The sequence below is a fragment of the Ruegeria sp. HKCCD6157 genome (assembly GCF_013110685.1).
Classification (GTDB): domain Bacteria; phylum Pseudomonadota; class Alphaproteobacteria; order Rhodobacterales; family Rhodobacteraceae; genus Ruegeria.
Window position 1 is genome coordinate 238,349 of sequence record NZ_WVRB01000002.1, and the last position, 24,011, is coordinate 262,359.

At 59.2% G+C, this 24,011-nt stretch carries 24 protein-coding genes and 1 riboswitch; of the genes, 6 read left to right on the forward strand and 18 right to left on the reverse strand.

All coding sequences use genetic code 11. The annotated features are described in order from the left end of the window. Positions 1 to 173: 173 nt before the first annotated feature. Genes mutT through GS612_RS11245 form a run of 3 tightly spaced genes read right to left on the reverse strand, consistent with a single transcriptional unit; the run spans position 174 to position 2,650 of the window. Positions 174 to 572 carry an 8-oxo-dGTP diphosphatase MutT gene (gene mutT / locus GS612_RS11235; protein WP_171640343.1) on the reverse strand — a complete coding sequence of 133 codons (399 nt, stop codon included), beginning with the start codon at positions 570 to 572 and terminating at the stop codon, positions 174 to 176. Next, positions 569 to 1,795: a bifunctional glutamate N-acetyltransferase/amino-acid acetyltransferase ArgJ gene (gene argJ / locus GS612_RS11240; protein WP_171640345.1), complete on the reverse strand. Its 1,227-nt coding sequence runs from the start codon at positions 1,793 to 1,795 to the stop codon at positions 569 to 571. The genes mutT and argJ overlap by 4 nt, the downstream gene beginning before the upstream one ends. Positions 1,796 to 1,801: 6 nt before the next feature. Beyond that, a complete protein-coding gene (locus tag GS612_RS11245; RefSeq protein ID WP_171640347.1) occupies positions 1,802 to 2,650 on the reverse strand; it encodes a peptidylprolyl isomerase in 849 nt (282 codons plus the stop codon). A 176-nt stretch (positions 2,651 to 2,826) separates the two neighbouring features. Here GS612_RS11245 and secA point away from each other — a divergent pair, with 176 nt between their 5' ends. The 3 genes from secA (at position 2,827) to GS612_RS11260 (ending at position 8,142) form a co-directional block, all read left to right on the forward strand. Then, positions 2,827 to 5,544: a preprotein translocase subunit SecA gene (gene secA / locus GS612_RS11250; protein WP_171640349.1), complete on the forward strand. Its 2,718-nt coding sequence runs from the start codon at positions 2,827 to 2,829 to the stop codon at positions 5,542 to 5,544. Positions 5,545 to 5,643: 99 nt separating this feature from the next. After that, a complete protein-coding gene (locus GS612_RS11255) occupies positions 5,644 to 6,561 on the forward strand; it encodes a hypothetical protein (RefSeq protein ID WP_171640351.1) in 918 nt (305 codons plus the stop codon). Between the two features lie 24 nt (positions 6,562 to 6,585). Beyond that, a complete protein-coding gene (locus GS612_RS11260) occupies positions 6,586 to 8,142 on the forward strand; it encodes a phosphate ABC transporter substrate-binding/OmpA family protein (protein ID WP_171640353.1) in 1,557 nt (518 codons plus the stop codon). A gap of 3 nt (positions 8,143 to 8,145) precedes the next feature. On the opposite strand, the gene radC is transcribed toward GS612_RS11260, so the two are convergent. The 14 genes from radC to dnaK form a co-directional block, all read right to left on the reverse strand. Continuing rightward, positions 8,146 to 8,901 carry a DNA repair protein RadC gene (radC, locus tag GS612_RS11265; RefSeq protein WP_171640355.1) on the reverse strand — a complete coding sequence of 252 codons (756 nt, stop codon included), beginning with the start codon at positions 8,899 to 8,901 and terminating at the stop codon, positions 8,146 to 8,148. Positions 8,902 to 8,936: 35 nt separating this feature from the next. Then, complete coding sequence (locus GS612_RS11270; RefSeq protein ID WP_171640357.1) at positions 8,937 to 9,671, reverse strand: ABC transporter permease; 735 nt, start codon at positions 9,669 to 9,671, stop codon at positions 8,937 to 8,939. Next, on the reverse strand, positions 9,668 to 10,396 hold the full coding sequence (locus tag GS612_RS11275) for an ABC transporter ATP-binding protein (RefSeq protein ID WP_171640359.1): 729 nt from the start codon (positions 10,394 to 10,396) through the stop codon (positions 9,668 to 9,670). Before GS612_RS11275 ends, GS612_RS11270 begins: the two co-directional genes overlap by 4 nt. Beyond that, on the reverse strand, positions 10,393 to 11,067 hold the full coding sequence (gene tenA, locus GS612_RS11280; protein WP_171640361.1) for a thiaminase II: 675 nt from the start codon (positions 11,065 to 11,067) through the stop codon (positions 10,393 to 10,395). The genes GS612_RS11275 and tenA overlap by 4 nt, the downstream gene beginning before the upstream one ends. Then, complete coding sequence (locus GS612_RS11285; protein WP_171116773.1) at positions 11,064 to 11,999, reverse strand: ABC transporter substrate-binding protein; 936 nt, start codon at positions 11,997 to 11,999, stop codon at positions 11,064 to 11,066. Before GS612_RS11285 ends, tenA begins: the two co-directional genes overlap by 4 nt. 20 nt (positions 12,000 to 12,019) lie before the next feature. Continuing rightward, positions 12,020 to 12,985 (reverse strand): HesA/MoeB/ThiF family protein, encoded by a 966-nt coding sequence (locus GS612_RS11290; RefSeq protein ID WP_171640363.1) that lies wholly within the window; start codon positions 12,983 to 12,985, stop codon positions 12,020 to 12,022. Then, positions 12,982 to 13,578: a thiamine phosphate synthase gene (locus GS612_RS11295; RefSeq protein ID WP_171640365.1), complete on the reverse strand. Its 597-nt coding sequence runs from the start codon at positions 13,576 to 13,578 to the stop codon at positions 12,982 to 12,984. The genes GS612_RS11290 and GS612_RS11295 overlap by 4 nt, the downstream gene beginning before the upstream one ends. Next, positions 13,575 to 14,339, reverse strand: a complete 765-nt coding sequence (locus GS612_RS11300; protein ID WP_171640367.1) for a thiazole synthase — start codon at positions 14,337 to 14,339, stop codon at positions 13,575 to 13,577. Before GS612_RS11300 ends, GS612_RS11295 begins: the two co-directional genes overlap by 4 nt. Positions 14,340 to 14,341: 2 nt before the next feature. Further along, on the reverse strand, positions 14,342 to 14,536 hold the full coding sequence (gene thiS, locus GS612_RS11305) for a sulfur carrier protein ThiS (RefSeq protein WP_152459571.1): 195 nt from the start codon (positions 14,534 to 14,536) through the stop codon (positions 14,342 to 14,344). Next, the gene (locus GS612_RS11310; RefSeq protein ID WP_171640369.1) at positions 14,520 to 15,497 is read right to left on the reverse strand and encodes an FAD-dependent oxidoreductase; all 978 of its coding nucleotides are present in this window, start codon (positions 15,495 to 15,497) and stop codon (positions 14,520 to 14,522) included. The genes thiS and GS612_RS11310 overlap by 17 nt, the downstream gene beginning before the upstream one ends. Then, positions 15,494 to 16,297 (reverse strand): bifunctional hydroxymethylpyrimidine kinase/phosphomethylpyrimidine kinase, encoded by an 804-nt coding sequence (thiD, locus tag GS612_RS11315; RefSeq protein ID WP_171640397.1) that lies wholly within the window; start codon positions 16,295 to 16,297, stop codon positions 15,494 to 15,496. Before thiD ends, GS612_RS11310 begins: the two co-directional genes overlap by 4 nt. A gap of 44 nt (positions 16,298 to 16,341) precedes the next feature. Continuing rightward, a riboswitch (TPP riboswitch) is annotated at positions 16,342 to 16,447 on the reverse strand. 238 nt (positions 16,448 to 16,685) lie between these two features. Further along, complete coding sequence (gene dnaJ, locus GS612_RS11320) at positions 16,686 to 17,834, reverse strand: molecular chaperone DnaJ (protein ID WP_152459574.1); 1,149 nt, start codon at positions 17,832 to 17,834, stop codon at positions 16,686 to 16,688. Positions 17,835 to 17,837: 3 nt separating this feature from the next. Next, on the reverse strand, positions 17,838 to 18,563 hold the full coding sequence (locus tag GS612_RS11325) for an FkbM family methyltransferase (RefSeq protein ID WP_171640399.1): 726 nt from the start codon (positions 18,561 to 18,563) through the stop codon (positions 17,838 to 17,840). A gap of 180 nt (positions 18,564 to 18,743) precedes the next feature. Further along, entirely contained in the window at positions 18,744 to 20,651 is a 1,908-nt protein-coding gene (gene dnaK, locus GS612_RS11330; protein WP_152459576.1) for a molecular chaperone DnaK, read from the reverse strand. A gap of 212 nt (positions 20,652 to 20,863) precedes the next feature. On the opposite strand from dnaK, the gene GS612_RS11335 reads away from it, so the two are divergent. Beyond that, complete coding sequence (locus tag GS612_RS11335) at positions 20,864 to 21,466, forward strand: alpha-ketoglutarate-dependent dioxygenase AlkB (RefSeq protein WP_171171469.1); 603 nt, start codon at positions 20,864 to 20,866, stop codon at positions 21,464 to 21,466. Here GS612_RS11335 and GS612_RS11340 read toward each other — a convergent pair. Beyond that, entirely contained in the window at positions 21,463 to 22,287 is an 825-nt protein-coding gene (locus GS612_RS11340) for an ABC transporter permease (RefSeq protein WP_152459578.1), read from the reverse strand. The two genes, GS612_RS11335 and GS612_RS11340, sit on opposite strands and share 4 nt — an antisense overlap. A gap of 122 nt (positions 22,288 to 22,409) precedes the next feature. Between GS612_RS11340 and cysQ the strand changes: the two genes are divergently transcribed. After that, complete coding sequence (gene cysQ / locus GS612_RS11345) at positions 22,410 to 23,207, forward strand: 3'(2'),5'-bisphosphate nucleotidase CysQ (RefSeq protein WP_171233551.1); 798 nt, start codon at positions 22,410 to 22,412, stop codon at positions 23,205 to 23,207. After that, entirely contained in the window at positions 23,207 to 24,007 is an 801-nt protein-coding gene (locus GS612_RS11350) for a 3-deoxy-manno-octulosonate cytidylyltransferase (RefSeq protein ID WP_171640401.1), read from the forward strand. The genes cysQ and GS612_RS11350 overlap by 1 nt, the downstream gene beginning before the upstream one ends. The last annotated feature ends 4 nt before the right edge of the window (positions 24,008 to 24,011 follow it).

Below are 24,011 nucleotides of genomic sequence, written 5' to 3' on the forward strand. Positions count from 1 at the left end.
CCCCTCGGCGCCCGACTGCGTCTGAGCCAATTCTATCTCTCCTCCCCATCCGGCCCCGGGTCGGGCCGGAACGGCGTCGCCGGGTCAGACCGGAACGCTGCTGCCCCGATTAAGGACAAGGAGAACGATCAGCGTCAACTTTTTCGTGATGTTTTCTCAATTCTTACGAATTGTTACAACCAATCCCGCAAAATCGGAATCAGCGGCACATCCGCCGCCGGCATCGGATAGTTCCGCAAGTCATTCGCCCGCACCCATTTCAACGCCTGACCTTCTTTGGACTGCGGAATGCCCTGCCATTTGCGGCAGGCAAACAGCGGCATCAGCAGGTGGAAATCGTCATAGCTGTGACTGGCAAAGGTCAGCGGTGCAAGGCACGAGGCCCAGGTGTCGATGCCCAGTTCCTCGTGCAACTCGCGGATCAGGGCGGCCTCGGGGGTTTCGCCGGGCTCGATCTTGCCACCGGGGAATTCCCAGAGACCCGCCATGGATTTACCTTCGGGGCGTTGGGCCAGCAGCACACGGCCCTCTATGTCGATCAGGGCGACAGCAGAGACTAACACGGTTCTCACGAGCGATAATCCGCGTTGATCTCGATATAGCCGTGGGTCAGATCACAGGTCCAGACGGTGGATTTCCCCTCGCCCAGCCCCAGATCGACCGCAATCACGAGGTCCTGACCTTTCATATAGGCGGCGGCGTCTTCCTCGCGATAATCCGGGCTGACCCAGCCGTTCTCGGCCACAAGAATATCACCGAAGGAAATGCTGAGCTTGTCGCGATCGGCCGCCGCGCCCGACTTGCCGATGGCCATGACGATGCGGCCCCAGTTCGGATCCTCACCGGCAATGGCAGTTTTCACCAGAGGAGAGTTGGCGATGGCCAGACCGTGGGTCTTGGCATCAGCGTCCGAGGCGGCTCCGGTCACGCGGATTTCCACGAATTTCGTGGCGCCTTCCCCGTCACGCACCACTTGTTGCGCAAGGTCCAGCATCACCGTTTCCAAAGCCCGTGCAAAAGCGGCATCGCCGGTGGCATCAACGCCCGAAGACCCCGTCGCACACAGCAGCAGACTGTCCGAGGTCGAGGTATCGCTGTCCACAGTGATGCAGTTGAAGGTGCGATCTGTCTGCGCGCTCAGCATTTCCTGCAACGCCGATTGCTCAACCCGTGCGTCGGTGAAGATATAGACCAGCATCGTCGCCATGTCTGGCGCGATCATCCCGGAACCCTTCGCAATCCCTGCAATAGAGACTGTTTTGCCGCCGATTTCGACCTGTGCGCTCGCCCCTTTGGGAAACGTGTCCGTCGTCATGATCGCCCGCGCGGCGTCTTCGATGGCATGGCGACTGAGGCCGGATTTCAACGCGTCAAGCTGCGAGATGATGCGATCATGCGGCAGCGGTTCACCGATGACACCGGTGGACGAGGTAAAGACCCGTTCGACCGGGACACCGGTCGATTTGGAAACGGCCTGCGTCACCTCGGCAACCGATGTCTGGCCGTAATGGCCGGTGAACGCGTTGGCGTTGCCCGAGTTCACAAGGATCGCCGCAGGTCCCTCGCTGGGGCCACCGATTTTCTCCTGACAATCCAGAACCGGTGCCGCACGGGTGGCCGAGCGGGTGAAGACACCCGCCACCGACGTGCCCGGATCAAGAACAGCCAGCATGACATCCGTGCGACCCTGATAGCGCACACCCGCTTCGACGGTGGCAAAACGCACACCGTCAATCGCAGGCAGTTCAGGGAAAGACGCCGGCGCCAGCGGCGATACCTTCGTGATCGTGGCCACTGGTCTTTACTCCTGAATCAGGTCCAGCTGGCGCATGATCTCGGGGCCTGCGCCTTCCAGCGCGGGGCGTTCGATCTGTGCCTGCTGCGTCAATTCGTCGATCCGCGCCTGGATGGCCTCTTGCTGGATCGTTTGGGCCAGCTCATCGCGCACCGCGTCCAGTTCGGGGGCTTCGGTTTTGCGCTTGTCGTTCAGCTTGACCAGATGCCAGCCAAACTGAGTTTGCACCGGATCCGACACCTGCCCTTTTTCCAGCGCGATCACTGCTGCCTCGAATTCAGGTACCATCTGGCCTTTTCCGAACCATCCCAGCGCGCCACCATTCGGGCCGGACGGACCGGTCGAGTTCTCTCGGGCAAGTTCCGCAAAGTCGGCGCCATCATCAAGCTGTGCCTTGAGCGCTTTGGCTTCTTCTTCCGATTCCACCAGAATATGGCTGGCGTCGAATTCGTCTTCACCCGCAAAATCATTGAAACGCGCATCGTAAGCGGCCTGAATGGCTTCCTCCGTGACGACATCGTTGGTCAGGGCCGCGACCGTCTGAACCGCCTGAAGCGACCGCTTTTCATTGTCGAGTGTCAGCGCGTTTTGCTTGTTCAGGCCATCCTGTTGCTGTCCCAGCAATTGCTGCTGGATCAGCTGTTCCAGAACGAAATCGAACAGCACGTCGTCTTCCGCCTGCTGATATTGCGGTGGCAGAGAAGCGACGGTGGCGATCACGTGACCCAATGTGATCTCATCCCCGTTTACCCGAGCGACCACGGTCGACGCATCCGGCTGGGTTTCGGCGGCCAGCGGCAGGGCCATCACGGCGGCCAGGGCCAGCGATGGCAGAAAAGTGAGACCTTTGGGCATTGAATCATCCTATTTTCTTGCCGCGACAGGGCGCGGCGTTGACACTCTGGAACCTGCCGCTTACATCGCTTTGAAGCCTTGGACAGGGCCGCCTTTCACCCCCCGTATCTATGGGTTGCGCGCAAGGTGGGCAAGCCTGTCGCAACCACGAAAAGAACAGATCCTCTGGAGTGAACATGCTGGGACTCGGAACGCTCGCCAAAAAGGTGTTCGGAACACCGAACGACCGCAAGATCAAGGCGACCCGCCCTCTGGTCGAAAAGATCAATGCGCTGGAGCCAGAGTTTGAAAAGCTTTCAGATCAAGGTCTGATCGACAAGACCGAAGACCTGCGCAAGCGCGCACTGGATGGCGAAAGCCTGGACGACCTGCTACCCGAGGCCTTTGCCAACGTACGCGAAGGCGCCAAGCGCGCACTTGGCCTGCGGGCCTTTGACGTGCAGCTGATGGGCGGCATTTTCCTGCATCAGGGCAACATCTCGGAAATGAAGACGGGCGAAGGCAAGACTCTGGTCGCCACCTTCCCGGCCTATTTGAACGCGCTGACCGGCAAGGGCGTGCATGTCGTCACGGTGAACGAATACCTGGCCAAACGTGACGCGGAATGGATGGGCAAGGTGTTTGCGGCCGTAGGCATGACCACTGGTGTGATCTGGTCCGGCCAGCCCGACGCGGAAAAACTGGCAGCGTATTCCTGTGACATCACGTATGCCACCAACAATGAGCTGGGCTTTGACTATCTGCGCGACAACATGAAGGCGGATCTGGAGCAGGTTTACCAGAAGCATCACAACTTTGCGATTGTGGACGAGGTCGACTCGATCCTGATCGATGAAGCGCGGACGCCGCTGATCATCTCGGGTCCTGCGCAGGACCGGTCGGATCTGTACACCGCCATTGATGCCCTGATCCCGACGCTGAGCGATGATCATTACACCCTGGACGAAAAATCGCGCAATGTGACCTTTACCGATGAAGGCAACGAATTTCTTGAGGCACAGCTGCTTCAGGCCGGCCTGATTCCCGAAGGCCATTCCCTGTATGATCCGGAAAGCACCACCGTCGTGCATCACGTCAACCAGGCGCTGCGTGCACACAAGCTGTTCCAGCGCGACAAGGATTACATCGTGCGCGACGGCAACGTCGTTCTGATCGATGAATTCACCGGCCGCATGATGCCGGGGCGTCGCCTGTCCGAAGGTCTGCATCAGGCGATCGAAGCCAAGGAAAAGGTTCAGATCCAGCCGGAAAACGTCACATTGGCAAGCGTGACATTCCAGAACTATTTCCGCCTGTACGACAAACTGAGCGGCATGACCGGCACCGCGTTGACCGAAGCCGAAGAATTTGCCGAGATCTACGGTCTGGGCGTGGTCGAAGTTCCGACCAACCTGCCGATTGCCCGTATCGACGAAGATGATCAGGTCTATCGTACGGCCGCCGAAAAATACAATGCGATGATCGCCGAGACGAAAAAGGCGCAGGAAAAGGGCCAGCCGGTTCTGCTGGGGACCACGTCGATCGAAAAATCCGAACTGCTCAGCCAGATGCTGACGAAGGAAGGTATCAAGCACAACGTTCTGAACGCTCGCCAGCACGAACAAGAGGCTCAGATCGTTGCCGATGCCGGTCGTCTGGGTGCGGTAACCATCGCCACCAACATGGCCGGTCGCGGCACCGACATTCAGCTTGGCGGCAATGTCGAGATGAAGGTGCTGAAAGCGATTGCCGAGAATCCAGACGCGGATCCGTCCGAGCTGCGGGCCGCCGAAGAAGCACGCCACGCCGAAGAAAAAGAAAAGGTTCTGGCTGCTGGCGGCCTTTACGTCATGGCCTCGGAACGCCACGAAAGCCGCCGGATCGACAACCAGCTGCGCGGTCGTTCCGGCCGTCAGGGCGACCCGGGCCGAACGGTATTTTACCTGAGCCTCGAGGATGACCTGATGCGCATCTTCGGCTCGGAACGGCTGGACAAGGTATTGACCACGCTGGGCATGAAAGAAGGCGAGGCGATCATTCACCCCTGGGTGAACAAGTCGCTGGAACGCGCGCAGTCCAAGGTCGAAGGACGTAACTTTGACATGCGCAAGAACGTTCTGAAGTTCGACGACGTGATGAACGACCAGCGGAAGGTGATCTTCAGCCAGCGCCGCGAAATCATGTCTGCGAACGACCTGTCCGAGATCGTCTCGGATATGCGCGAACAGGTGATTGACGACCTGATTGACGAATACATGCCGCCGAAATCCTATGCTGATCAGTGGGATACTGAGGGTCTGCACGAGGCGATAAAGGACAAGCTGAACATGGACGTCTCGGTTCAGGACTGGGCCGCCGAAGAAGGCGTGGATGACGAGCAGGTGCGCGAACGTCTGATCAAGGCCGCGGATGAGATGATGGCCCAGAAGGCCGTCGCCTTTGGCCCTGAAAACATGCGCAACATCGAAAAACAGGTTCTGCTTCAGACCATCGACAGCAAATGGCGCGAGCATCTGCTGACCCTGGAACATCTGCGCTCGGTCGTTGGGTTCCGCGGTTATGCCCAGCGCGATCCTCTGAACGAATACAAGACCGAAAGCTTTCAGCTGTTCGAAAGCATGCTGGATTCCCTGCGCGAGACCGTGACACAGCAATTGTCGCGCGTACGCCCGCTGACCGAAGAAGAACAGAAAGAAATGCTGGCGCAGATGGCAGGGCAGCAGGCTCAGGCGCAGGAGGCCGTGGACAAGGCCGCGAAACAGGCCGAAGCCAAGGCCGAGGCTGCGGCTTCGGGTGATGCGCTTCCGGGGTTCGACGAAAGCGACCCATCGACCTGGGGCAACCCGTCGCGAAATGATCCGTGCCCGTGTGGTTCGGGCAAGAAGTTCAAACACTGCCATGGCCGACTGACCTAACGTCACCCGCCGAATCCACAATGTGTTCGTCTCGCGGCCACAAATTGGCCGCGATTCGTGGCGAATGTGCGATTTGCTCCTTCAACTGGGGAGGGTGTCTTGTTTGTAGTTCGAAACTACGTGACCATGTGCGGCACGGTCGCTTGTGCTTTGGGCATAGGCTACCTGATGCAGAACGGACCAACCGCGCAGCCGGCGAACGCGGGGGATAGTGTTGATGTTGCCTCGGCATCTCAGCAATCTTCGGTTTTGTCGGGGTTGGATGCTATCGTACTGACTTCGGCTCCGGCGTCTGACGCAGATTCCGGGGCGGCAGCGCACGAACCCCGCGCAGTTCCGTCAGCACCGAAAACGACGGATTGCAACATCAGCGCGCGCGCCGTCGCCGTCCCCGGCGCCATGGCACAGCTGTCGCTTCGGGCACCCTGCCACCGAAACGAACGCGTTGAAATTCATCACAGCGGCCTGACGGTCAGCCAGAACACCGACGATTCCGGCGCCTTGGACATGACCATCCCGGCACTGTCGGAATACGCGATTTTCCTGATTTCGTTCGAAGATGAAACGGGTACGGTCGCCACCACTCACGTGACCGACATTGCCGAATATGACCGCGTCGTCCTGCAATGGCAGGGTGATACCGAGTTGCAGATTCACGCGCTGGAATTCGGGGCAAGCTATGGCAGCAGCGGCCACGTGTGGGATGATTCCTCGGCAAATGGTGCAGGAGAGGTTCTGCGCCTGGGCCAGACGGGTCTGGGTCGTGCCAAGAATATCGAAGTATATTCCTTTCCGACAGGCGCGTCGGATCGGTCCGGCAGCATCGACCTGACGGTCGAAGCCGAAGTGACCGAATCCAACTGCGGGCAAACGCTGAATGTGCAGGCGCTGGAACTTCTGTCAGATAGCCGCCTGCGGTCGCGCGACATGTCCCTGACCCTGCCGGATTGTTCACAGGCCGGTGAGTTTCTGGTGTTGAATAATCTGCTCTCAGACCTGACAATTGCGGCAAAGTAATCCGCAGGCAGGCTCGACTCTCTTATGACTTTCTTTCGTGCGGCTGTGACCGCGCTGTTTACCGTTGCAGGTGCGACCTGTGCAATGGCGCAGGACATCACGCTGACGTCTCATGACGGCAAGGTCGAAGTAACAGGCAACCTGCTGGGCTTTGACGGCGAATTCTACCGCGTCGATACGCAGTTCGGTGAGTTGACCGTTGATGGCTCGGGCGTCACCTGCGACGGACCTGCGTGCCCCAGCCTGACGGATTTCGTGGCCGAGTTGCGGTTTTCCGGATCGTCTGTCATGGCCGAGACGGTCCTGCCCGCCCTGATCATCGGGTTTGCGCGGCAGGAAGGCCTGACCGCAACGCCTGCCCGCGTGGATGCGGACACCTTCGTCTATGAGCTTTTTCAGTCAGGCCGTGACGCCCCGTTGGCGCGGTTCTATTTTGACGTCGGGACCACGGATCGTGGTTTCACCAAGCTGATCGAGGATCAGACAGATATCGTGATGGCCCTGCGCGAAGTACGCGGGGCAGAGCGGGATGCAGCCGAAGCCGCGGGGCTGGGTGATCTGAAACGGGCCCGGCGATCCAGGGTTGTTGCATTGGACGCCATGGTTCCGGTGGTGGCACCCGATAGTGTGATGCGTCAGATTTCGCTGGCCGATTTGGCGCGCATTCTGTCAGGCGAAGTAAAGAACTGGGTGGACCTGGGCGGGCCGGATGCTCCGATCGCATTGCATGTGCCGGATCCGGGATCGGGGCTGGCGCAGGCTGTCGAGGATCAGGTATTGAAGACCGCTGGTGTGGAACTGACCGATACCGCAAACCGCCACATTCGAACGAGCGATCTGACCAAGGCCGTGGCCAAGGACCCGTTTTCCATCGGAATCGCCAGCAAGGCGACAGCCGGCGATACCCGGGCCCTGCCGTTGACCGGAGGGTGTGGGCATCCGCTGGCCGCCTCCCGTCAATCGATCAAGACCGAAGATTATCCGCTGAACCTGCCGATGTTCCTGTATCTGCCCGAACGCCGCCTGCCACGGATCGCACGGCAGTTTCTGGCCTTTAGCCTAAGCCCCGGGGCCCAGATGGCCATTCGTGACGCAGGTTACGTGGATCAATCGCCCGAAACCTTGCCGGTTGGCGTGCAGGGCGACCGGCTTGCCAATGCCATCGCCACCGGAGGGCCCGAAGTTGGGCTGGACGAGCTTCAGCGCATGATCGAAACCCTGCGCCCGCTGTCGCGCCTGTCCCTGTCGGTTCGGTTCGAACCCGGATCATCCCGCCCGGATGCGCAGTCACGTTCCAATATTCAGCAACTGGCACATATGCTTGACGCCGGCATATTGAAGGCGCGCAAGCTGGTGTTTGCCGGTTTCAGCGACGGGGATGGCGGGGCCGCCGCCAACGCCCGCATTGCCCTGCGACGTGCACAGACGGTACGAAACGCGGTTCTGGCCGCGGCCGAGACATCGATATCAGACAGTATCGAGGTGGTCGCGGAAGGGTTTGGCGAAGCAATGCCGATGGCCTGTGACGACACCGAGTGGGGCCGCAAGGTCAACCGCCGGGTTGAAATCTGGGTGCAGTGAATCTCACAGATACCCTTCGGACCGAAAGCTCAACTCGGTCGATTTTCCAATGATCAGGTGGTCGTGCAGGGTCAGGCCCAAGGCCGAACAGGCATCCTGAATACGGTTGGTCATGTCGATATCCGACTGCGAGGGCGTCGGATCACCCGACGGGTGGTTGTGCACCAGAATCAGGGCCGAGGCATTCAGTTCCAGCGCTCGTTTGGCAACCTCGCGCGGGTAAACCGGCACGTGATCCACGGTGCCTTTGGCCTGTTCCTCATCCGCGATCATTACGTTCTTGCGATCCAGATAGAACACGCGAAACTGTTCGATTTCACGATGCGCCATGGTGGTGTGGCAATAATCCAGCAGCGCATCCCAGCCCGAGATCACATGCCGCTGCATCACCCGGGCGCGGGCCATCCTGTGGGCGCAGGCCTCAAGAATTTTCAGGTCGGTAACCACGGTATCGCCAACGCCCTTGATCTTGCGCAGCCGTTCCTCGGGCGCGGTCAGGACACGATTGAAATCACCAAAAGTGTCCATCAACGCCCGCGCCAGTGGCTTCACATCCTGCCGGGGAATGGACCGAAACAGGACCAGTTCAAGCAGTTCATAATCCGGCATCGCCGCCGATCCGCCGGTCATGAACCGTTCGCGCAGCCGCTTGCGGTGGTCTTTTATATAGGAGGGTAGCCGACCAGAGGTCAGCGGCTGCGCCGGGGCTTCGTCCGTATCAAACAGCATCGGGGCTTCGGCAAAGGCGTCCTGTGTCATGAGCGCACCCTGACCCAGAATCGGTTTCTGATTGGTTAACGCACCTCACCCGCCATGCGTGCCGTGGCCCGGCGGACAATCATGTGCAGAAGAATCGAGAATACGCCCAGGGTCAGCATCGCGGCAAACATGAGATCGGTCTTGGCACGTCCATTGGCCAGCAGCATCAGGTATCCCAACCCCTGCGACGAGCCGACCCATTCGCCGATCACCGCTCCAATCGGGGCATAGACCGCCGCCAGCCGCATCCCCGACGCCAGCGACGGAAGAGCGGCCGGAATACGGATATGCCACAATACGGCGCGCCTGCTGGCCTGCATCGTTCGGGACAGATCCAGATACCCCGAAGGGGTGCGCATAAGCCCGTCAAAAAAGGATGAGGTGATCGGGAAATAGATGATCAACACCGCCATGGCGACCTTGGACCATAGCCCATAGCCCAGCCACAGCGTCAGCAACGGCGCCAATGCGAAAACCGGCAGAGCCTGCGTAAACACGAGCATCGGCTGCACCAGCACCCGCGCCGCCCGCGAATTCGCCAGTTGCAACGCAGTAACGACACCTAGCAGCGTTCCGCATGCCAGACCGATCACCACTTCGATCGCGGTGATCCAGGTATGCTCTGCGATCACCCAGCGGTTCTGCCACCAGGTCTCGGCCACGACGGCGGGTCCGGGCAGGATGAACTTCGGCAACCCGGTCAGGGTCACGATGCCCTGCCAGATCAGCAAGGCAAACAAAGTTGCGGCCAATGCAGAAAAATACTTCATGCCACGCCCTCGCGGAGAAGACGCAGCAAGGCACCCTGGGTTTCCAAAGTCTCCAGATCATCCACGCGGCGCGGGGCCGGGGCCCGGGGCGGTTCGCACTGCGTCAATCCGTGTTCCGTCATCACCACGATGGATTGCCCCAGACGCGCGGCCTCTGCGGGATCATGGGTCACAAGAAGGACGGTTCGACCGTGCAATGCTTCGGCGGCCAGATCCTGCATGTCAGCGCGTGTGCGGGCATCAAGGGCCGAAAAGGGCTCGTCCAGCAAAACAACGGGGCGATCTTCCATCAGTGTCCGGGCCAAGGCGACACGCTGACGTTGCCCGCCGGACAACGCGCTGGGCTTCTTGTTCATGTGATCCTGCAACCGCATACGCTTGATCAGGCGGTCACGTCGATCAAGATCAACGGTTTCACCGCGCAGACGCGCACCCAGCGAGACATTCTGCGCGACGGTTGCCCAAGGCAAAAGAAGATCATCCTGGGCCATGTACGCGACACGCTCAGCCACAGGCAAGCCATCACTGGCCGTGATCCGCCCAGCGAAGACAGCCCCGGTCTCGAGCCCCGCAATCAACCTCAGAACCGTGGTTTTTCCCACGCCCGAACCGCCCAGCAGGCATGTCCACGCCCCGGCCCCTAGGGTCAGGGACAACGGCGCAAACAGGGTCGCGCCGTCGATCGTGGCAGTGCCGTTGATGGTCAGTTCGGGCGCAGGTGTCATGGCGTCAAACCCATCTGCCAGAAGTCGACTTCAAGCTCTGTCGCCTTGCGGAAGGTCTTGCACAGTCTATCCCAGCGTGGCGACCCTTGAAAATCAGCCCCGATACGTCTTGTTAGAGCCTGATCCAGCAACTCGCCAACCGCCACACATGCGCCTTGGTAATCCTCGCCGGCATAAGTGTCGATCCAGCCGCGATAGGTCTCGGACGTTGCCTCGGCGGACAGGCGCGTACCGATCTCACCATACCCCATGACGCAAGGAACAAGGGCCGCCAGCAGGTCCAGAAGATCTCCGCTGTAGCCTGCTTCCAGGACAAACCGGGTATAGGCCAGATTCTCGTGCCTCTCTGGCGTGGCAAACAACTCTGCCTGCGAGATACCTTCTGCCGCGCAGATACCGATATGCAGTTTCATCTCTTCGCTGATCAAACCGTTCACAGTTCGCGATGCAGCAAGCATTTCTTCATGCGTTTCTGATTTCACCACGGCCAGCGCCCAGGCACGTGAGAAGTGGATCAGAAACACATAATCCTGCCGCAGATAGTGCAGAAACGCCTCGCGTGGCAGCGTTCCGTCTTTCATGCCCTCTACGAAGGCGTGGCGGGTATAATCCCGCCACGGCCCCGCCGCAGCATCGCGCATCAGCGCAAAGGCTTTGCCATAGTTGCTCATTGCGCGGTCACGTCGATGGTGATGTCACTAACTGGAAGGACGCTGTCGATCATCCCGCTTTCGTTCAGGAAGGTTTCGAACCGGGCATAACGACCGGCATCAAAACCTGCCGGACGCAGCGCAAAGCGCGGCAGTGTATCGACCCAGGCGCGGGCATTCAGCTCGTCCTGAAGTTCGGGCGAGGTGGCCGCGAAGATTTCCCAGCTTTTTTCCGGGTTGTTGACGATATATTGGGTCGCTTTTTCAGTCGCGGCGAGGAACCGGGCGATCTTGTCCTTGTCCATCGTTTCAGGATTGGCGACATAGATCAGTTCATCATAAGACGGAACGCCCTCTTCCTCGATATAGAAGCAAGTGCCGGGACGACCTTCGATATCCATCTGGTTCAGTTCGAAGTTGCGATATGCGCCAATCACCGCATCCACCTGACCGGTCATCAGCGACGGCGAGAGGGAAAAGTTGACATTGATCAGCTCGACATCGCCCAGCGCAACATCGTATTTGCCCAGAACGGTGCCAAGGATGGCTTCTTCGACCCCAGCGACCGAGAAGCCGATTTTTTTACCCTTGAGGTCAGCAGGCGACTTGATCGGTCCGTCTTCCAGCACCAGAAGGCAGTTCAGCGGCGTCGCAACCAATGTGCCGACACGCTTCAGCGGCAGGCCCTCGTGAATTTGCAAGTGCAATTGCGGCTGGTAAGACACCGCCAGGTCGGCTTGGCCGGCAGCCACCAAACGGGGCGGGGCGGACGGGTCGGCGGGCGGAACGATCTCGACCTCAAGCCCTTGTTCGGCAAAATAGCCGTTTTCCTGCGCCACGATGATGGGACCATGGTCAGGGTTGATGAACCAGTCCAGCAGGACGGTCATTTTGTCTTCGGCCCATGCCGGCCCGGCGGCCAGAAGGGCGATGGCTGTCATCAGCTTTTTCATGTCTCGCGTTTCCCTTTTCTTCACGAGGTTGAGGCCGCGACGAGGACAATCTCGCCCGGCCAATCTGGTTGAATCTGTTCGGCGGCACGCCATGCCCGCAAACCGGTGGCACAGCAAAGAGCCAGCCTTTTTCCCCTGTTAGGGTCTATTTCCTGCAAATTATCCGGCGAAATGCGCGTCGCGTTCGAATGGATGGGAACAGGGGCTTCCTGCGAACTGCGCAGCTCGATGATCTGATCCGTGTCCTTCAGCTGGCTTGCGGATAGAAAGCGAAAGCAGTTGCCGGGCTCGGGTGCGTCATCAAAGCGAAACCCGGTGCTGCGCAGGGTTCTTGCGTCATATTGAACCAACTGCCCAAGGGGCGAGGGATCAAGTCCAAGGATCAAGCTGAGCGCCATCTGCGCCTGCATCGCCCCCATCACGCCAACCACGGGGCCCAGAACCCCCGCAGTGGCGCAGCTGGCGCCACTGTCCGGTGCATCGGGAAACACAGCGCGCAGCGACGGGCCCCCGCCGCAGAACCCGCCCACATAACCCGAAAGCCCCAGCACCGAGGCGCTGATCAAAGGCTTGCCCTGCGCCAGACACGTGTCCGACAGGATGTAGCTGGCTGCGTAGCTGTCGGCACAATCCAGAATGATATCGGCTTGCGACACCGAGCCAGGCGCATTTTCACTGGTCAGAGCCTGATTCAGACCGATGACATCAGTTTCACCATTCAGCGCGCGGCAGCGCGCCTCGGCGGTTTCCGCCTTGGAGTGCCCGCAATCGGCCTCGGAGAAAAACGTTTGACGGTGCAGGTTGGACAGATCGACGGTATCACCGTCCATGACCGTAATCCGCCCCACCCCGGCCCCTGTCAAAAGTGGCAGAACCGGTGCAGCCAGACCGCCCGCACCGACGACCAGAACACGGGCCGCCGACAGGCGTGCCTGCCCCTGCGCCCCGACTTCGGGCAGAAGCGTCTGTCGGGCATATCGGCTCATCGTGTGACCTCGATCCACGCGCGTACCCGTGCTTCGGGGTCGGGGTTCAGTGTGATATCCGTTACCGCCGAGACGATGTCCGCCCCGGCCTTCAGCACACCGGTCGCGCGCTCGACACTCATCCCGCCAATACCGACCAAGGGAATATCACCAACCCGCGTCTTCCATTCCGTTACGCAGTGCAGGCCCTGCTGATGCCATTTCATCTTTTTCAGAATGGTGGGGTAGACCGGGCCCAATGCCACGTAATCGGGATCCATGGCCAGCACACGCTCAAGCTCATCATCGTCATGGGTGGAAACGCCCAGTTTCAGACCCGCTTTTCCGATGGCTTTCAGGTCGGCGTCGTCCAGATCTTCCTGCCCCAGATGGATCCAGTCGCAGCCCAGATCGATCGCGTGTTGCCAATAGTCATTGATCACCAGAACCGCGCCATGGTCGCGGCACAATTCGCGTGAAACGGCAATCTGGTCGCGCACCGCATCGTCTGGCTGATCCTTGATGCGCAGCTGCACCAGTTTGACACCCAGCGGCAACATCCGCCGCAGCCAGTCCGAGTGATCAAAGATCGGATAGAAACGGTCCAGCGTCATGACAGGAAGGCCTTTCCAACAACAGGAGTAGAAGGTTCCGCCATATCGCGCGGCTCGATCGGGTCGGCCTGATGGGCCAATTGCCCGGCAAGGGTTGCCTGCGCCATCGCCTTGGCCATCAAAACCGGATCTCCGGCACGGGCCACAGCGGTGTTGAGCAGAACCGCGTCATAGCCCAGCTCCATCCCGCGGGCCGCGTGGCTGGGCAAGCCGATACCGGCATCCACCACCAGGGGAATGTCAGAAAATTCGGCCCGCATCGCACGCAGAGCGTATTCGTTGTTCAGCCCGCGTCCTGACCCGATCGGTGCGCCCCAGGGCATGAGCACCTCGCATCCCGCTTCCAACAGGCGTTCGCCCACGATCAGATCATCGGTGGTGTAGGGAAACACCTCGAACCCATCCTCGGTCAGAATGCGGGCGGCTTCGACCAGTTGGAAAACGTCCGGTTGCAGACTGTCCGTATGTCCGATGAGTTCCAGCTTGATCCATCGGGTCTCGAACACTTCACGGGCCATATGGGCGGTCGTCACGGCCTCTTTCACCGTATGGCAACCGGCCGTATTGGGCAGGATCAGAACTCCCAATTCGCGGATCATGTTCCAAAAGGTCTGGCCTGCACCCGCTTCGCGCCGCAAGGATACAGTGGCGACGCCTGCACCGCTTTCGCGAAACGCCTGTTCCAGAATGGCCGGGCTTGGATATTGCGCCGTGCCCAGCATCAGCGGGTTGGGCAGTTCAGTGCCGTAAAACGTCTTCATCTTCAGCCCCCCTGCATCGGTGCGACGACCTCAACCCGGTCGCCTTCGGCCAGCTTGTGAGCGACGCGCAGGCTTGAGGGCACGAAATCTTCGTTCACGGCGGTGGCCACACGGCCCGAGAAACCGCATTCATCCAACAATTCCGACAGGGTTTCGGCGCGCACCTCGCGCGTCTCGCCGTTAAGCACGATCTTCATCGACCATCTCCGAATGTGTGTTGTTCAGCGCCAAATCTGCAACACCCCGCGCCAGCGCCGGTGCCAGCAGATATCCGTGGCGATAAAGCCCGTTGGCATAGATCGTCCGGCCCAAACGCCGGATGCGCGGTAAGTTGTCGGGAAAGGCGGGGCGCAGATCGACGCCTATCTCCAACACTTCGGCTTCGCCAAAAGCCGGGTTCACGGCATAGGCCGCGCTGAGCAATTCCAGCATCGAACGGGCGGTAATGCGGCTGCTGTCCTCGGATTCGATCATGGTCGCACCCAACATGTAGACGCCGCCTCCGCGCGGAACGATATAAAGCGGCATCCGCGGGTGCAGCAAACGAACCGGGCGCGTCAGTTCCACGTCAGGGCATCGTATGACAAGCATCTCACCCTTCACGCCGCGCAGATCATGCAGGTATTCGCGGGCGAGAAGGCCACGGCAGTCAATTGCATTCTCCAACTGGGCGGGCGCCAGCTTCCGGTGGAACGCGACACCCTGGCTTTGCAATTGACGATACAGATCTTGCAGCGCCTGGCGTGGATCGACATGGGCTTCGCGTTCGAAGAACAGGCCTTGACCAAACCCCGCCAGATCAGGCTCTAATTCGGATATTTCTGCCCGTTCGACTTTGGTGAACTCTTTTGTTCGACGCGCAAATCGGCGCAGGTCCGGCACATCACGGGCACTTGCGACAACAAGCGTTCCCCGACGGGTCACGTTGGTGCGTTGAGCCCACCATTCGATCGCCGCCTGACCCAGGCGCAGCACCGGTTCTTCTGCGTTTTCATATTCGCACCACGGCGCCAGCATTCCCCCGGCCCACCATGAACACCCATGCGGGCCCGGTGGCCCGCCGGGGTCGTATATCTGCACCTTCGCACCGCGCGACACCAGTTCGCTGGCAACGGCAAGACCGGCAACCCCTGCCCCTATGACAGACCAAAGCGTCACGAGGGCCAAACCCGGTGGAAATGATGCACCGGGCCGTGCCCAGCGCCGACATTCAGCTCATCCGCGCGCGCGATGGCCCCTTGCAGATAGTCATGCGCCTGCGCAACCGCGTCAATCAGGGTCAGCCCATTGGCCAAACCGGCGGTGATGGATGACGACAGGGTGCATCCTGTTCCATGGGTGTTTTTCGTATCCTGACGCGGGGCCTGAAACTCGGCCATGACACCCGACGGATCGATCAGCAAATCGTGGCAGATGTCACCTGACCCGTGTCCGCCCTTCATCACGACTGCTCCCGCACCCAAAGCGCACAATGCCCGGCCCTGTTCAGCCATCTGCTCACGCGTTTCTGCCGCTGGCATGTTCAGCAGGCACGCCGCCTCAGGCAGATTCGGCGTAAGAACCGTCGCCGTTGGCAACAACACATCGTGCAGCGTCCGGACCGCCTCTTGCGCCAACAGAGCGTCGCCGGATTTGGCGATCATGACCGGATCAAGAACCACGGGACCCTCGAACGCCGCCAGCCCCCTGGCAACCGTATGAATGATCTCAGGTGTGCCAAGCATGCCGATTTTGACGGCCTTGACGTCCAGATCGCTCAGAACCGCGTCAATTTGGGCGGAAATCACATCCAGGGGAATCCCATGCACCGCAGTAACAGCTTGCGTGTTCTGCGCGGTAACGGCGGTGACGACGCTTGCGCCAAAAACACCCAACGCCGACATTGCCTTCAGGTCAGCCTGAATGCCCGCGCCGCCGCCACTGTCGGATCCTGCTATGGTCAGGGCAATTGCCGCCATGTCGTTGCTCCATCTTCTATGGGCAACGGAGTAGAGAAAACGTCTGTATTCAAGAGACCGTTCCCTACGCCGGAATTGCCCGGATCAGGTTCGATGGGTTAACGCGGTTGCGTCTCTCAGCCCTGTCAAAGGGCACCCCAACGGTTGAGGCGGACAATCTCAGGGTCGAGGGCCGGAATCAAGACTCAATTTTCCAGATATATTGCCACTTTCAGCTTTCTGCTAAGGCCAAAACAGCATGTAAATGACAGAGGCATGCGAGGCTCTGCCTCGCGCTCCGGGATATTTTGGGCCAGATGAAGAACGGGTCCCATGATTCATCTGGCTGCAAATATCCCGGGGGAGTCGCCCGAAGGGCGGCGGGGGAAGAGCCCCCGTTCCTGGTCATTCAGCCTTTCATACCGTCCCAGAAAGACTTGACGGACGAGAAAAAGCTTTTTGATTCCGGGTGGTTGTCTTCACCCAGATCATCAAACTCGCGCAGCAGTTCTTTCTGGCGGCTGGTCAGGTTGACCGGGGTTTCCACGGCCAGTTCAATGAACATGTCACCCACACCACCGCCGCGCAACGCAGGCATGCCTTTTCCGCGCAGGCGCATTTGCCGACCCGACTGACTTCCGGCCGGAATCTGAACGCGGCCGCGACCGCCATCAATGGTCGGAACCTCGATCGATCCGCCCAGCGCCGCCTTGGCCATGCTGACCGGCACGCGGCAGTAGAGGTTCACGCTGTCGCGTTCGAACAGTTTGTGCTCGGCCACTTCGACGAAAATATACAGATCGCCCGGAGGTCCGCCGCGCATTCCCGCCTCACCTTCGCCTGCCAGACGAATTCGCGTACCGGTTTCGACACCGGCAGGAATGTTCACCGACAAAGCGCGGTCCTTTTCGACCCTGCCGGCCCCCTGACAGGATTTACAGGGGTTCTTGATGATCTGCCCCAATCCCGAACAGGTGGGGCAAGTCCGTTCCACCGTAAAAAAGCCCTGTTGTGCCCGCACTTTCCCCATGCCCGAACAGGTGGGGCAGGATGTGGGTTCAACGCCACCTTCAGCCCCGGTACCTTCGCAGGACGAACACGCCACGGCCGTTGGCACATTGATGGTTTTTTGTAGGCCCGAGTAGGCTTCTTCCAGCGTCACACGCAGGTTGTAGCGCAGGTCCGAGCCGCGCGCGGCGCGACGCCCGCCGCCGCCCCTTTGACCACCCATGAAATCACCGAACAGGTCGTCGAATACATCCGAAAATGCGCTGGAGAAGTCGCCTTGACCGCCAAAACCGCCGCCGGGGCGGCCACCGCCCCCCATACCGTTTTCAAATGCGGCATGGCCAAAGCGATCATAAGCTGCCTTCTTTTCGGCATCACGCAGAACGTCGTAAGCCTCGTTGGCTTCCTTGAACTGCGCCTCGGCATCCGGGTTGTCCTTGTTGCGGTCAGGGTGCAGCTCTTTGGCTTTCCTGCGAAAACCCTTCTTGATCTCATCCGCCGAAGCGCCCTTGGACACGCCGAGCACTTCGTAATAGTCGCGCTTTGACATTTGTTATTCCTTCGTGCCGCCGGACGCGGTGCTTTCATTGAGCCTGTACACGCCGTTGGTGTTGTTTGCAAAACTGGCCACGTAACCTGCCTTATTCAAGACCTCGTCAAGCCCGTCATCCGAATGCTTGATTTCTATCAGCAGCACTTCGGGCCAAATCTCCCGCGGTGCGTCTTCGAAAAAAGCGCGCAATACGCGGGTTTCCTGACCTTCGATATCCATTTTCATTGCATCAACCTTGGTCAGCCCGGCATCGCGTATAGCGTCCAACAACGGAATCGCCTGAACGCACAGATCGCCCGACTCGGCAACTTTGGCATGACCCCGATCGCCAAGGTTCGCGGATTCGAACCACACCTCACCCGGTTTGTCAGACAAGGCCTTGTCGCAATGGATGACTTCACTGGCTTGATTGGCAGCCAGATTGGTACCAAGGCGAGCCTTGTTGACCGGATCCGGTTCAACAGTCAGGGCTTTCAGGTTGCGCCCCAACTTCTGCGCAACTGATCTGACCCACAGGGTGTACAGCCCGACATTTGCACCGGCGTCGACAAAGACATAATCGCCAGAGCCCTGCGAAATATGGTTGGCCAGCGATTGACGCTCATCCAGATCAAAGAACTGCGAGCCGGTTATGACGCGACGTTCGGCCCAGTTGTCAGATGGGTGCAATCGGCATTTCTGTCCGCCAAACACCTCAACATCGTAAGGCTCTCGCTGAGAGGCCATTACTATCCTGCGAATTCCGGACGACATCCATTGACGCGGCATGCCCTCAGACCACCGGCGCAATATTTCCATCCGATGTGAGAGAGCGTAGGTGCCAAAAGAAGGTTTCGGAGACGCGTGCTGCATGGTGAAGACCGTTCCGGCAGGCCCGAACCAGGCCTGCCGGAACCGATTAACGCGTTAGGCGCGCTTGTCGTCGTCGAGGTCTTCGAACTCGGCGTCGACGATGTCATCGTCGCCTGGTGCAGCGTCTGCGGCAGCAGGTTCCTCTTCGCCTTCTTCGGCTTGCGCCTTATAGATGGCTTCGCCCAACTTCATCGCGGCTTCGGTGACGTTCTGGATGCCCGACTTGATCTTGTCGGCATTTTCGGTTTCCAGCTCGTCCTTCAGCGCGGCGATCGCCAACTCGATGGCTTCGATCGTGGTCGGGTCGACCTTGTCGGAATGCTCTTCCATCGACTTTTCGGTCGAATGGATGAGGCTTTCCGCCTGGTTCTTCGCCTCGATCAGCTCGCGGCGTTCCTTGTCGGCTTCCGCGTTCTCTTCGGCGTCCTTGACCATCTTTTCGATATCCTCGTCGGACAGTCCGCCCGATGCCTGGATGGTGATCTTCTGTTCTTTGCCAGTGCCTTTGTCTTTGGCCGAAACCGAGACGATGCCGTTGGCGTCGATGTCAAAAGTCACCTCGATCTGAGGCATGCCGCGCGGTGCCGGCGGGATGTCTTCAAGGTTGAACTGACCCAGGATCTTGTTGTCCGCAGCCATTTCACGCTCACCCTGGAACACGCGGATGGTCACGGCGTTCTGGTTGTCCTCGGCGGTCGAGAAGACCTGAGACTTCTTGGTCGGGATCGTGGTGTTGCGGTCGATCAGGCGGGTGAACACGCCACCCAGCGTTTCGATACCCAGCGAAAGCGGGGTCACGTCCAGCAGAACAACGTCTTTGACGTCGCCCTGAAGAACACCGGCCTGGATGGCGGCGCCCATGGCAACCACTTCGTCCGGGTTCACGCCCTTGTGCGGCTCTTTGCCGAAGAATTTGGTGACCTCTTCGATCACTTTCGGCATCCGGGTCATACCACCGACCAGAACAACCTCGTCCACGTCAGCAGCCGACAGACCCGCGTCTTTCAGAGCGGCCTGGCAGGGCTTCAACGACTTCTTGATCAGGTCCGACACCAGCGATTCCAGCTTGGCACGGGTCAGTTTCATGACCATGTGCAGCGGCTGACCGTTGGCGCCCATCGAGATGAAGGGTTGGTTGATCTCGGTCTGCGAGGTCGAAGACAGTTCGATCTTGGCTTTTTCAGCGGCTTCTTTCAGACGCTGCAGGGCCATCTTGTCCTGAGACAGATCGACACCGTGTTCTTTTTTGAACTCGTCCGCCAGGTAGTTGACGATGCGCATGTCAAAGTCTTCACCACCCAGGAAGGTGTCACCATTGGTCGACTTGACCTCGAACAGGCCATCGTCGATTTCCAGGATTGTCACGTCGAAAGTACCACCACCAAGGTCATAGACCGCGATGGTTTGGGTTTCTTCCTTGTCCAGACCATAGGCCAGCGCAGCAGCTGTCGGTTCGTTGATGATCCGCAGAACTTCCAGACCGGCGATTTTACCGGCATCTTTGGTGGCCTGACGCTGGGCGTCGTTGAAATATGCCGGAACGGTGATGACCGCCTGGGTGACATCTTCTCCCAGATAGCTCTCGGCGGTTTCCTTCATCTTGCCCAGAATGAAAGCGGAAATCTGGCTGGGGGAGTATTTTTCACCGCGGGCTTCAACCCACGCGTCACCATTGCCGCCATTCACGATGGAATACGGCACCATTTTCTTGTCTTTTTCTACTTCGGCATCATCCACGCGACGACCGATCAGACGTTTGACGCCAAAGATCGTGTTGTCGGGGTTGGTGACCGCCTGACGTTTTGCAGGCTGACCGACCAGTCGCTCATCTTCGGTGAAGGCGACGATCGAAGGCGTGGTCCGCGCCCCTTCAGCGTTTTCGATGACCTTCGGCTGCGAGCCTTCCATGATGGCTACGCAGGAGTTCGTGGTTCCGAGGTCAATCCCGATTACTTTTCCCATTTTTGCAATCCCTTTCTCTTCAAGGCGATGTCCCGAGGGTCGGACCCTTTATGGCATCCCACTCCCGATCTGATGTGCGCGACAGCACTACCATCGCGCGTCCCGGCGTATATAAGGGCGAGGCAAGAGGCCTGCAAGCACCGTAGAGTGCAGGTTTTCGGGAATTTGAGGTCTTTTTTGGCAAGAAATTGGAAAGGTTTGGGGTTTCCGGAATGACGCGGGTGGTCTTGCGAGGGTTCGAAATCAGAAAAGGCTATATTGACCCTGCTGCCCAGGCACGGCTGATCGCGGCCCTTCGACCGATTCTGAAAGCGGCACCCTTGTTTCGACCCGTCACGCCTTCGGGCAAAGAGATGTCGGTAAGAATGACCTCGGCCGGGGATCTGGGATGGGTGACCGACAAGGCAGGCTATCGCTATCAGGATAAGCACCCGAAAGGCGGGGTCTGGCCTGAAATCCCCCCGGTCATTCTTGATATCTGGCACGATCTGGTCAGCACCGAGCGCGCGCCGGATTGCTGTTTGATCAACTACTACGGGGAAGGCGCCAAGATGGGCCTGCATCAGGACAAGGACGAGGCAGATTTTTCCTGGCCCGTTCTGTCGGTTTCCCTGGGCGATGACGCCCTGTTCCGAATTGGCAACACGACCCGTGGCGGCAAGACCGAGTCGATCTGGCTCGGCTCGGGCGACGTGGTGATCATGGGCGGTCCGGCACGATTGGCCTATCACGGAATCGACCGGATCAGATACGGATCATCCCGGCTGTTGCCAAAAGGTGGACGGATCAACTTGACGCTGCGGGTCGCATGTTAGCGGCGCGCGTTCCAGCTTTGCGAAACATGCTGGCGCGTGAAAAACTCAGCCATCAAACCGATCATCAACAAAGCTATCCCGACCCATAGCGCGTATTCCCAACTTGTGTTTCGCGGAAAGTAGTTTCGGAAGATGAAGCCCCGGCACTGGTCGATAATATGAAACAGCGGGTTCCAGGCGAACATCATCAGCAATCCGCCGCCCAGTGTGTTTGCGACGAACATCTTTCCCGAAAACACCATGTTCAGGCGACGATAGATATTGGTAAGCATTCCCACGGTCGTCGGAAACCAGGGTTTCATCGCCATGAACACCAAACCCACCGCGCATCCGGTAAACCAGGCCATTATCAGCATCGCGAAAGCACCGCCGGGATCCTGCACCTCGATCGGGGCGACCGCGACACTGTAGATGAACAGGATCACGAACATGGCCAGCAGTTGCTTGTAAAGAATACCGAGCGCCGCAGACAGGATCGTCACCATCACATTCATCGGCGAATGGAGCATCATCGGATTGTTCGCGGACCCAACCCCTGAAATCGCGCCTATCGACTGGATGTGCAGCATGAAGGGGAACACGCCGGACAGAACATACAGCAGAAATTCGCCCCTGATCTTCGGTATTCCACCCCGGCCCATCAGTGACATGAGCAGGTAGAAAGTGGTTCCCATCACCACAAGCTGCAAAACATTGATCAGGATGGCGACTATTGCATTCGGATGTTGCGAGCGCACCTTTCGCACGGTGGCATGGAATACCAGCTCAGCCGTCGTGAAAGCGCCGCCCAGCAGCGTTTGGTTGCGCTTGAAATAGAACATTCAAAGGGTCTTTTCTGCTTCGTCGCCTCTAAATTGGCATGAATATCTTGCCGTTCCGTAACCGCCGCATCATAAGTCGATCGCGATTTTGGATCAACAAACCACAGGAACGGAGCTTTTTTGTGACCTACGACGCGCTTATTCCCGTCATCCGGCGACTGGCTCTGGAGGCAGGCGACAAGATCATGGAAATCTACGAGGCGGATGATTTCGATGTCAAAGTCAAATCCGACTCCAGCCCTGTGACCGAGGCAGACGAAGCCGCTGATGCATTGATTTCGGCAGGCTTGCGTGCGGCATTCCCGGATATTCTTCTGGTCACCGAAGAACAGGCCGCTTCCCATTCTGAAAAAGGCGACACTTTCCTCATTGTTGATCCGCTGGACGGCACCAAGGAGTTCATCAACCGTCGCGGCGACTTTACCGTCAACATCGCACTTGTCGAAAACGGAGTGCCAACCCGGGGAGTGGTCTATGCCCCGGCGCGGGGTCGTATGTTCTTCACGCTGGCTGATGGCCGCGCGGTCGAGGAAACAGGCGCTTTCGACAAAAACGAGACCGGTCCTTTGACACCCGTATCAGTCTCTGAACCGGATAATTCCGGGCTTTTGGTCGTGGCGTCGAAGTCCCACAGGGATCAGGCCACCGAGGACTACATCAACAAATATCACGTGAAGGACAGCAAAAGCGCGGGGTCGTCACTCAAGTTCTGTCTGGTTGCCACGGGCGAGGCGGACATCTATCCGCGCGTCGGGCGCACGATGGAATGGGATACGGCGGCAGGCCATGCGGTACTGGCCGGAGCCGGTGGCCGGGTTGTGCGTTTTGACGACCATACTCCGTTGCTTTATGGCAAGGATGGCTATGCTAATCCGTTCTTTATTGCCTACGCTCCGGGTGTTGAGTTGAAGGAAGCCTGATGTCTGTACTGATTGCCATTCCCGCCCGTTACGCTTCGACCCGCTATCCCGGCAAGCCGCTGGTTCCCCTGACCGGCGCAAAAGGCGCGTCCATGACACTGATCGAACGGTCCTGGCGCGCAGCCAGGTCAGTCTCGGGTGTCGACCGTGTTGTTGTTGCGACGGATGATGAGCGCATTCGCGACGTGTCCGAGGGCTTTGGGGCCGAGGTCGTGATGACCTCGGAAACCTGTCAGAACGGCACCGAACGATGCGCCGAAGCGCATGAGGTTCTGGGAGGCGGGTATGACATCATCGTCAACCTGCAAGGCGATGCTCCGCTGACCCCGCATTGGTTTGTCGAAGATCTGGTTTCCGGCCTGCGCGCCGCGCCGGATGCCGGTGTTGCGACCCCTGTCCTGCGCTGCGACGGCAGTGCGTTGAACAGTCTGCTGAACGACCGCAAGCATGGCCGTGTCGGTGGCACGACGGCAGTGTTCGGACGCGATCACAGTGCGATGTACTTCTCGAAAGAGGTCGTCCCCTTCACGTCCCGGACATACGCTGGCGATGAAGCGACACCCGTGTTTCACCATGTCGGCGTTTACGCCTATCGGCCCGACGCCCTTGCGGCGTATCCGGGATGGCCAGCCGGGCCTCTGGAACAGCTGGAAGGCCTGGAACAGCTCAGGTTCATGGAAAACGGGCGCAAGGTTCTGTGCGTCGAGGTCGAGGCAAGGGGCCGTCAGTTCTGGGAGCTGAACAACCCGCAGGACGTGCCCAAGATCGAAGAGATGATGGCAGCCATGGGGCTGGAGTGACGTC